This is a genomic window from Streptomyces sp. SS8 (genome assembly GCF_054072955.1).
The window spans coordinates 86,260-95,334 of the sequence record NZ_JBSVCZ010000026.1; the positions used below are offsets into that span (position 1 = coordinate 86,260).

At 73.8% G+C, this 9,075-nt stretch carries 8 protein-coding genes; 2 read left to right on the plus strand and 6 right to left on the minus strand.

Annotated features, from left to right (window positions below; all coding sequences use genetic code 11):
- Positions 1 to 43: 43 nt before the first annotated feature.
- The 6 genes from ACW69E_RS22740 to ACW69E_RS22765 all read right to left on the minus strand — a co-directional run bounded on the left by ACW69E_RS22740 (position 44) and on the right by ACW69E_RS22765 (position 6,275).
- On the minus strand, positions 44 to 289 hold the full coding sequence (locus tag ACW69E_RS22740) for an acyl-CoA carboxylase subunit epsilon (protein ID WP_457500131.1): 246 nt from the start codon (positions 287 to 289) through the stop codon (positions 44 to 46).
- Positions 290 to 408: 119 nt separating this feature from the next.
- A complete protein-coding gene (locus tag ACW69E_RS22745) occupies positions 409 to 1,041 on the minus strand; it encodes an antibiotic biosynthesis monooxygenase family protein (protein ID WP_457500132.1) in 633 nt (210 codons plus the stop codon).
- On the minus strand, positions 1,028 to 2,065 hold the full coding sequence (locus tag ACW69E_RS22750) for an aromatase/cyclase (protein WP_457500133.1): 1,038 nt from the start codon (positions 2,063 to 2,065) through the stop codon (positions 1,028 to 1,030). The genes ACW69E_RS22745 and ACW69E_RS22750 overlap by 14 nt, the downstream gene beginning before the upstream one ends.
- 230 nt (positions 2,066 to 2,295) lie before the next feature.
- A complete protein-coding gene (locus ACW69E_RS22755) occupies positions 2,296 to 3,333 on the minus strand; it encodes a ketoacyl-ACP synthase III family protein (RefSeq protein WP_457500134.1) in 1,038 nt (345 codons plus the stop codon).
- Between the two features lie 52 nt (positions 3,334 to 3,385).
- Positions 3,386 to 5,041 carry a citramalate synthase gene (gene cimA / locus ACW69E_RS22760; RefSeq protein ID WP_457500135.1) on the minus strand — a complete coding sequence of 552 codons (1,656 nt, stop codon included), beginning with the start codon at positions 5,039 to 5,041 and terminating at the stop codon, positions 3,386 to 3,388.
- Between the two features lie 574 nt (positions 5,042 to 5,615).
- Positions 5,616 to 6,275 carry an FMN-dependent NADH-azoreductase gene (locus ACW69E_RS22765; RefSeq protein WP_457500136.1) on the minus strand — a complete coding sequence of 220 codons (660 nt, stop codon included), beginning with the start codon at positions 6,273 to 6,275 and terminating at the stop codon, positions 5,616 to 5,618.
- 246 nt (positions 6,276 to 6,521) lie between these two features.
- Between ACW69E_RS22765 and ACW69E_RS22770 the strand changes: the two genes are divergently transcribed.
- Positions 6,522 to 7,709 (plus strand): acyltransferase family protein, encoded by a 1,188-nt coding sequence (locus ACW69E_RS22770; RefSeq protein ID WP_457500137.1) that lies wholly within the window; start codon positions 6,522 to 6,524, stop codon positions 7,707 to 7,709.
- A gap of 157 nt (positions 7,710 to 7,866) precedes the next feature.
- The gene (locus tag ACW69E_RS22775; protein WP_457500138.1) at positions 7,867 to 9,072 is read left to right on the plus strand and encodes a cytochrome P450; all 1,206 of its coding nucleotides are present in this window, start codon (positions 7,867 to 7,869) and stop codon (positions 9,070 to 9,072) included.
- Positions 9,073 to 9,075 lie beyond the last annotated feature (3 nt).

The following is a 9,075-nucleotide window of genomic DNA, read 5'->3' on the forward strand; positions in this document are numbered from 1 at the left end:
CGGGGGCCGGGCGTGCCGCCCGGACCGGCGGGTCCGCGCCCCGTCATGCCCGTGACCATGCCGTGGGCGGGCGGTAGCCGACCCGCCCGGCGGACCAGTCGGCACGGTCCGCGGACGCCTGCGGATCGCCGGCGTCCGGCGCGGCCCGCGGTCCCCGCGGGTCACCGGCGTCCGCCGGGTCCCGGTGGGCCGACAGCGCCAGCAGTACGGCGGTGACGGCGGCCAGCTCTCCCGCGTCGGGGTTCCCCCGCACGACGGTCAGCAGGGCCTGTGGTGTGTCGTTGGCCATGCGGGCAGGGTGCGCCCCGCGGCTAGAGGGATGCTCGCGGAACGGACGCGGACGGGAAGCGGACGCGGACGGGCCGGGCCCCCGGGAGGGCCCGGCCCGTCCGTACCGGTGCGCCGCGCTCAGCCGGCGCGGCCCCGCTCGTAGGCGATGTGCCGGGTGCGCTCGACGCGCAGCCGCGCCACCCTGGCCAGCCCGTCGTACGCCCCGTCGCGCTCGGCGCCGGCCAGGGCCCGGTCGCAGGCGCCGGTGTCGGTCCACCACACCATGCCCAGGTACCGCTGCGGCCGGAAGGTCGAGCGCAGCAGGTCGAAGCCGCCGAAGCCCTCGGTACCGGCCAGGCTCCGGGCCAGTTCCTGGGCCTCCTTCTCGAACTCCCTGGCCCCGCCCAGCACCGTGCACCGCAGCAGCACCACGTTGTCGTGACCGGGGTTCGCGTTGCGCACCAGCAGGCGGTCGACGCTGACCGCCTGGTCGGCCTCGGTGTCCACCATGGGCTCCAGGCACCGCACGTGTTCGAGGAACGTCTCGGTGTGCACGGTCTCGATGAAGCCCTCCAGACTCCGCCAGTGCCCCACGTGGACGTAGGAGCCCGGGGAGTCCAGCAGCCGCACGGTCACCAGATAGGAGAAGTCCCGCCGGCGGCGCAGGTACTGGGAGTGCTCACGGAACTCCCGCTCGAACCGGTGCGGGTCCCCCTTGACGGTGAACCGGTGGACTGTGGTCAGCGGACTGCTGAGGTCACGATCGGTCATGAAGGCTCTCCGCGAACCGCTTGGCGTGCAGAAGGGTGGTGGTGCTGTTGGCTCCCAGGGCCTGCCGGACCTTGGCGCGGGCCTCGGCGAGCGTGGCCTGGGGGCCCAGCAGCTGCCGCACCCCCTCGGGGTCGAGGGTGACGGTGTGCCAGGAGGTGGCGCGCACGCCCTTTCCATGGGGCTCGATCTCCCAGCGGCCGGTGTGCCCGCTCATCGCCACCGGCACCCGCAGCTGCTTGTAGACGATGACGGACCGGTCGGGGAAGCACACCCGCACGGACATGGTGTTGTGCAGGGAGCCGTCCGGGCTGCGGGTGTCCATGTCCATGCGCTGGACGGTGGAGCCGCCGCCGTCGGAGGGGGATTCCTCCAGGCCGATGCGGGCGACGTGGGGCAGGCGCTCGGGCCACAGGTCGGCGCGGTCGAGAAAGGCGAAGACGTCCTCGGCCGAGCCGTTGACGTCCACCGAGTCGCTGAAGGTGAAGCGCAGCCCGCCGTCCTCCGCACCGCCCTGCCCGCCGCTCCCGCCTGCGCCGCCCTGCTCGGCGGCGTTCTTCAGGGCCGTCAGTTCGGCGCGGCTGTTGCGGTCCACCGCCCGCTCGATCAGCTCGACCGCCGCCGGGTCGTCGTCCACGGCGGTGTAGTCGTGCAGCAGGACGACACGGCTGCCGCCGTCGTCGTTGGGCTCCACCAGCCACTTCCCGCCCATCGACGCCACCGGGTGCGCGGAGGCCACCTGGCGGAAGGAGACGGTGCGGGCGCGGCTGTCGAGGATGCGGTGCGAGGTCCACGAGCGGACCTGGTCGTTGGCCGTGGCCCAGATCCGCAGGAGCTGCTCGTCGGCGTGCTCCTCCAGGATCTCGACGTGGATGGTGGGGCCGAAGACCTGCGGCCACGCCGAGACGTCGGCCACCAGGCCGTGGACGGTGTCCGCGGACGCGTCGACGACGACGGTGTGCTCGGTGACATGGGTCCGGACGGTCCCGGCGGTTTCGGCGACGGCGGTGGCGGTGTTCGGCACCATGGCGGGTCTTCCCTTCGGGTCGCGCCGCTCGCACGGCGCCTGTGTCAGGTTGGCAGGGAGCGCTCGAGCAGGGCTGGAGCGCCGGAGGAGGGAGGTTCGAGCCCGCCGGCGGATCACCGGGCGGGAGTCGCGGGCGGGGCGGCGCCCGGCCGCCGCGCCAGGGGCTGGGACGGCGTGTCCAGGAGCCCTGCCCCGGCGGCGTGTTCGGATGGTGCGCTCAGGTGGTGCGCTCAGGCGGTGCGCGCCCAGTCGGGACGGTCCAGGATCTCCACGACCGCCGAGCCCCAGCTGTAGCCGGCGCCGACGCCGACGAGCAGGCAGTTGTCGCCGGGCTCCGCCCGGCCGGAGACGACCAGGTGGTCCAGGCTCGCGAACTGGTCGCCCGCGCCCAGGTGCCCGACCGTGCGGCTCCACTCCCAGGCCGTGCGGGACGGGTCGATGCCGAACGGCTGGTAGTAGATGGACTGCAGCCGGCGCCGCCCGAAGTGCGGCAGCACCACCCAGTCCACCTCGCCCAGCTCCAGGTCGGCGTCGGCCAGCGCCTGCTTGAGCACGGTCTGCTGCCCGGCGTGGGCGCGGGTGACGGCGTACGACATGCCCACCCGGGCCACGAACGAGCGCTTGGCCTCCTCGAAGTCCACCGGTATGCGGTGCGAGAAGGGCACCCGCCCGAACGGCTCGTCACCGCGGTGCAGGGGCTCCAGCTCCGGGTCGGCGAGCATCGCCAGGGAGCGCAGCCGGGCGTACCCGCCGCGCCGGGAGAGCACCAGCGCGGTGGCCCCGTCGGCGTACGGGGTGCCCGGGTCGGTGTGCCAGCGGTCGATGCCCGGCTCGCAGAACCGGTCGGCGGTGGTCAGCAGCGCGTCGCGGCGCCCGGGGACGGCCGTGAGGTAGGAGTGGGCGAGGTCCAGGGCGGCCATGCCGCCGTTGGACATCTGCCGGATCTCGATGGCCGGGCAGTTGTTGCCGAGCGTCTCGCGCTGCACGTAGGAGGCGACGGGCCACAGGTCCTGGCCCTGGTGGTAGGTGTCGGCGTGCAGGATCAGGTCGGTGTCGCCGCCGCTGCCGCCCGCCCTCTCCAGGGCGGTGCGGGCGGCGTGCACCGCCATCTCGGCGGCGGACTCGTCCGGCGAGTACGCCACCGAGACCATGCCCGTGGCCGCGGCCACCCGTTCCGGGCAGTCGCCCGACGCCACCGCGTCGGCCACCGGCAGGGACGCGGGGAGCCGCACTCCGGTCCCCCGTATGTAGAGGTCTTCCACTCGCACGGTCCACTCCCTGTCTCGTCCGGGTGTCGTCGGTGCCGTCCGGGACGGCGCGTCAGCCCGCGACCGCCACCGCGGGGACGGTCTCGGCGGGGGCCGCGTCCGTACGGCGCCCGGCGCGGTGGTCGGCCCCGCGCTCGGTCAGCAGGACGTAGCGGACCGCGTCCAGCAGGGCCCGCCAGGAGGCGGCGACGGTGTTCCCGTCCACGCCGACGGTGCCCCAGCGGCGGCGCCCGTCGGTGAAGGTGATCAGGACGCGCGCGGCGGCGGCGCTGCCCGATCCGTTCCCCAGCACCCGGACCTGGTAGTCGGCCAGTTCCAGCCGGGCCAGTTCGGGGAAGAACGGGTCGAGCGCCTGGTGCAGCGCCCGGTCCAGGGCGTTGACGGGCCCGTTGCCCGTGCCGGTCGCGGCCAGCGGCGTGCCGTCGATCCGCAGCCGCACCGACCCCTCGGTGCGCACCTCGCCGCCGGCCGGCTCCTCGACGCCGACCTTCCAGGCGTCCACCTCGAAGGGGTACTCCAGCCCGCCGCCGGTCAGCTCCTCCAGCAGCAGCAGTTCGAAGGAGGCGTCGGCGGACTCGAAGCTGTAGCCGCGCCCCTCCAGCTCCTTGACCCGGGCGGCGGCCCGCGCCACCGGCTCGGAGCCGGCCGAGACCTCGTAGCCCAGCTCCCGGGCCTTGAGCTCGATGGAGGAGCGCCCGCCCATGTCGGAGACCAGGGTGCGCATGGCGTTGCCCACCAGGCCCGGGTCTATGTGCTGGTAGAGGTCGGGGTCCACGCGCAGGGCGGAGGCGTGCAGCCCGGCCTTGTGCGCGAAGGCGGAGGCGCCGACGTACGGGGCCGCCGGGTGGGCGTGCACCCCGGTCAGCTCGCCGATGGCGCGGCCCGTCTCGGCCATCTCCCGCAGCCGCCCGGCGGGGATGACGTCGGTGCGGCCCCGCTTGAGGACCAGGTTGGCGGCGACGGTGAACAGGTTGGCGTTGCCGCACCGCTCCCCGTAGCCGTGGGCGGTGCCCTGCACGTGGTCGGCGCCGGCGTCCACGGCGGCCAGGGTGTTGGCCACCGCGCAGCCGGAGTCGTCGTGGCAGTGGATGCCCAGGCGCGCGCCGGTGGCGGTGAGGGTGTCGGCCACCACGGCGCCGATGCCGTCCGGCAGGGAGCCGCCGTTGGTGTCGCACAGCACCACGGCCTCGGCGCCGGCCTCGGCGGCGGCGCGGACGACCTCCAGGGCGTACTCGCGGTTGGCGAGGTATCCGTCGAAGTAGTGCTCGGCGTCGACGAAGACGCGGCGGCCGGCCCGTACCAGGTGCCGCACGGTGCTGCCGATCATCGCCAGGTTCTCGGCGAGCGTGGTGCGCAGGGCGAGTTCGACGTGCCGGGTGTGGCTCTTGGCCACCAGGGTCACCACCGGGGTCTCGGCCTCCAGCAGCGCCCGTACCTGCGGGTCGGTGGTGACCAGGGTGCCGGGCCTGCGGGTGGCGCCGAAGGCCGCCAGTTCGGCGTTGCGCAGGCCCAGTTCGGTGCGCGCCCGGCGGAAGAACTCGGTGTCCCGGGGGATGGCTCCGGGCCAGCCGCCCTCGATGAAGCCCACCCCGAAGGCGTCCAGGTGGCGTGCGACGGCGAGCTTGTCCTCGACCGTCGGCGCCAGGCCCTCCTGCTGTGTTCCGTCGCGCAGGGTCGTGTCGTAGAGCTGGAGCAGTCGCTCGACCATCGTTCCTTCGTCCCCTCGCTCACGCCGTCGGCGGCCGACGACCACGGCTGGTCCGGCCACCGTCCGGCGGCGGCCTCGGGGACGGCTGGAGGGGCGGTCGAGGGTGCCGGCCCGGACCGCACCAGACCGGGTCGAGCGGCTTCCGAGCGCGGGGGGAGATGCTCTGCGGCCATGACGGCATCAGCGAAGAGCGAAACGGCCTCCCTGGTGGGCACCTGGACCGCGACCTCGGCCATCGACGGCGTCCCCGCCCCCTACAGCACCACGTTCGTCTTCCGGGACGATCACACCATGGAGGCGATCGGCCCGGCCGGACCCGACGGAGAGCCCGCGTTCGGCGGGCCGGGGCACTGGATCCCGCGCCCGGACGGGTCGTTCGTCTACCACGTGACCCACCCGCTGCCCGACCCCGACGGCGGCGCCCCCGGCACCATCCACAGCATCCAGCAGGTCACCGTCTCGGGCGACACCCACGCGTCCTCGGGCACCGCGGTCCTGCACGGCCCGGACGGCGCCGTGGCGGGCTCCTTCGACGTCACCCTCACCGCCGTGCTCCGCCCCGGGGGAGCGGGGCTCAGGCGGCGGCCAGGGCCGCGGCCACCTTGCCCGCACGCTCCTCGGTGGCGCGGAGCGCGTCCTCCCGGGACTGCCGCGACATCTCGACGAGCTCCTCCATCCCGGGCACCTTGCCCGCGAGCGTCAGCTGCGCGGTGATGACGGTGAGGTCCATGCCCAGGGCGTCCTCGAAGACGGTGCGCAGGTACGGGTCGACGTGGTTCCAGTGCTCCTGCGGGGCGCCGGGGGTGTAGCCGCCGCCGTAGCTCAGCAGCAGGGTCGCCGGGCGGCCCGCCAGCGGGTTGGTGTCGTCGCCGAAGGTCAGGGTGCGGCCGGCCACCAGGACCTGGTCGATCCACGCCTTGAGGGTGGAGGGGATGGTCCAGTTGTACATCGGCGAACTGACCACCACGGCCTCGGCGCCCAGCAGTTCCTCGACCAGCTTCTCGCGCAGCGCCCCCGCGGCCTTCTGCTCGGGGGACTGCACCTCGGACGGGATGAACTGCGAGGTGATGCCGGCCTCGTCCAGGTGCGGGATCGCCTCGGCGCCCAGGTCGCGGTGGACGACGGCGCCGTCCGGGCGGCTCTCGCTCCAGGTCTTGCGGAACGCGGCCGCGAGTTCCTTGGAGACGGAACCCTGGGACACGGCCGAGCAGTCGATGTGGAGCAGGTGGGTCATGGGGTCTCCTGTGGGTTCTTCCGGTGGCCGGTACGGCCCGCTTCGGCTTGCCCGGCTGCCGTGCACACACGGAGAGCAAGCACATCCGGCCCCCATCCTTCCGCCGGGCCCTCGACTCCCGGTCGACTCCGCCTGGAGTGCGTGCCCCCGGCTGAACGGCGTCCTCCAGCGGTCCGCGAGCCGGCCGCCCGATACTCCGCGGACCCACAGCGCCACCGGCGCTCGAAACGACAACGGGGGCACCTCATGCAACCCACGATCACACCCCTGGAGAGAGCGGCGGACGGGGCGGCAGGCGCCCCGTCCCGGCGGGTCACCCCGCCGTCCGCCTCCCCCCGCCTTCCCTCCCTGACCGGCCTCCGCTTCGTCGCGGCGGCCCTGGTCTTCCTCTTCCACGGCGGCCTGGAGTTCCTGTTCCGGGACCCGGGGGCCCAGGAGTCCTACCTCTTCGGCACCGCGTCCGCCGGCTTCGTCGGCGTCTCGTTCTTCTTCGCCCTGAGCGGTTTCGTCCTGGCCTGGTCGGCGCGGCCCGGCGACAGCGCCCCGCGCTTCTGGCGCCGCAGGTTCGCCAAGATCCTCCCGAACCACGTGGTGACGTTCGTCCTCGCGCTCGTCCTCCTGGCCTGGACGGGCGCCTCCACCGGCGTGCTCCCGGCGCTGGCCAACCTGCTGCTGGTGCACTCGTGGGTGCCGGACATCGCCTACGTCGGCAGCGCCAACGACGTGAGCTGGTCGCTGTCCGTCGAGGCGGCCTTCTACCTGGTCTTCCCCCTGCTGTTCGCCCTGGCCAACCGGATCCGGCCGAACCGGCTGTGGTACTGGGCGGGCGGCACGGCGGTGATGATCGTGCTGATGCCGGTGGCGGCCCAGCTCCTCCTGCCCGACCAGCCGCAGTTCATGTGGGGGAACGCTTCGTTCGTCCAGATCTGGTTCCTCTACGACTTCCCGGTCGTCCGCGCCCTGGAGTTCACCCTGGGCATCCTGCTGGCCCGGATCGTGCTCACCGGCCGCTGGATCGGCCTGGGCGTCCTGCCGGCCTCGCTGCTCGTGGGCGCCGCCTACGCCGCCTCGCTGTACGTGCCCTTCCTCTACCGGTTCGCGGCGATCACCGCCATCCCGCTGGCCCTGCTGGTCGCCGCCACGGCGGCCTCGGACATCAAGGGCCGCCGGAGCGTGCTGAGCACCAGGCCGATGGTCTGGCTCGGTGAGATCTCCTTCGCCTTCTACCTCCTGCACCGGCTCGTCCTGCACTACGGGCACCTGGCCTTCGGCAGCACCCCGGACGGCCACGGCGGCCTGGCCGGACCGGCCTGGAGCACTCCGGGGGCCGTCGCGTTCCTCGCGGGCGCCTTCGCGGTGTCGGTGCTCCTCGCCTGGGCCCTGTGGGCCCTGGTGGAACGCCCCGCGATGCGCCGCTGGTCCGTACGCCGCTGATGCGGTGCCGCTCCCACCCCCCACTCCCCCCGCCCTCGTACCCCGGCCCCGACTCCGCGGGCCGGGGCTCGAGCCGGTCTCCATCGGTGCTCCAAAGCGGTGCGGCAGCCTCGGGCGAGGCGGCCGCGAGCCGATCACCAGCGAGAGGAGTGCTTCGATGACCGTCGAGCAGGATCCCAGGCCGTATCCGTTCAGCGAACCCGACCGGCTCGAACTGGACCCGGCCTACGCGCGGCTGCGGTCCGACGGGGAGCTGACGCGCGTGCAGTGCCCGTACGGGTCGCCCGCCCTGCTGGCGACCCGGTACGAGGACGTCAAGCTCGTCCTGGGCGACCCGCGCTTCAGCCGGGCCAGGGCGGTCGCCGGGGACCAGCCGGCGCACACCCCCATCGGGCCGGGCCCCGAGGCGATCGTGGCGATGGACCCGCCCGAGCACACCCGGCTGCGGCGCGTGGTGGCGAAGGCGTTCACGATGCGGCGGATCGAGCAGCTGCGCCCGCGGGTGGAGAGGATCATCGAGGACCTGCTCGACGACATGGAGAAGCAGGGCTCCCCGGCCGATCTGGTTACCGTCTTCGCCCGGCCTCAGCCCGCTCTCGTCATCTTCGAGATGCTCGGAGTCCCCTTCGAGGACCGCGAGCGGCTCCAGGAGTGGGCCGAGACCACCCTGACGGCCACGGGCGACCGCTACACCCTGGACGACGTCCTCGGGGCGCTGGGCAACCTGCGGGCGTACGTGGCCCGCCTGCTGGAGCAGCGGCGCCGGGAGCCGGCCGACGACCTGCTGAGCGTCCTGGTCACGGCCCGCGACGAGGAGGACCGGCTCACCGAGAAGGAGATGCTCGACCTCGCCGTCGGCGTGCTCGTCACCGGCTACGAGACCACCTCCGACCAGATCTCCAACTTCGTCTACCTGCTGCTGACCCGCCCCGACAAGCTGCGGGAGCTGCGGGAGGACCCCGGGCTGCTGCCGCGGGCGGTCGACGAGATGCTGCGCTACGTGCCCCTGCTGCGGGCCACGTCCTTCCCCAGGGTGGCCACCGAGGACGTCCGGCTCAGCGCGGGCCTGGTGCGGGCCGGTGAGGCCGTGCTGCCCGCGATGATGTCGGCCAACCGCGACGGGTCCGTGTTCGACTCCCCCGACGAGCTCGACTTCCACCGGGAGCACAACCCCCACCTCGGCTTCGGGCACGGTCCGCACCGCTGTCTGGGCGCCCAGCTCGCCACCATGGAACTGCAGATCGCGCTCGGCGCCCTGCTGCGGCGCTTCCCCCGGCTGCGGCTGGCCGTGCCGGCCGGGGAGGTCCCGTGGCGTGTGGTCACGCTCCAGCGCGCTCCCCGCGAGCTCATGGTCGAGTGGTGAGAG

What these genes read in the sequence shown, in the direction of transcription:
- ACW69E_RS22740 (WP_457500131.1), bottom strand. Translation starts at nt 289, where the DNA reads ATGGCCAACGACACACCACAGGCCCTGCTGACCGTCGTGCGGGGGAAC.
- ACW69E_RS22745 (WP_457500132.1), bottom strand. Translation starts at nt 1,041, where the DNA reads ATGACCGATCGTGACCTCAGCAGTCCGCTGACCACAGTCCACCGGTTC.
- ACW69E_RS22750 (WP_457500133.1), bottom strand. Translation starts at nt 2,065, where the DNA reads ATGGTGCCGAACACCGCCACCGCCGTCGCCGAAACCGCCGGGACCGTC.
- cimA (WP_457500135.1), bottom strand. Translation starts at nt 5,041, where the DNA reads ATGGTCGAGCGACTGCTCCAGCTCTACGACACGACCCTGCGCGACGGA.
- ACW69E_RS22765 (WP_457500136.1), bottom strand. Translation starts at nt 6,275, where the DNA reads ATGACCCACCTGCTCCACATCGACTGCTCGGCCGTGTCCCAGGGTTCC.
- ACW69E_RS22770 (WP_457500137.1), top strand. Translation starts at nt 6,522, where the DNA reads ATGCAACCCACGATCACACCCCTGGAGAGAGCGGCGGACGGGGCGGCA.
- ACW69E_RS22775 (WP_457500138.1), top strand. Translation starts at nt 7,867, where the DNA reads ATGACCGTCGAGCAGGATCCCAGGCCGTATCCGTTCAGCGAACCCGAC.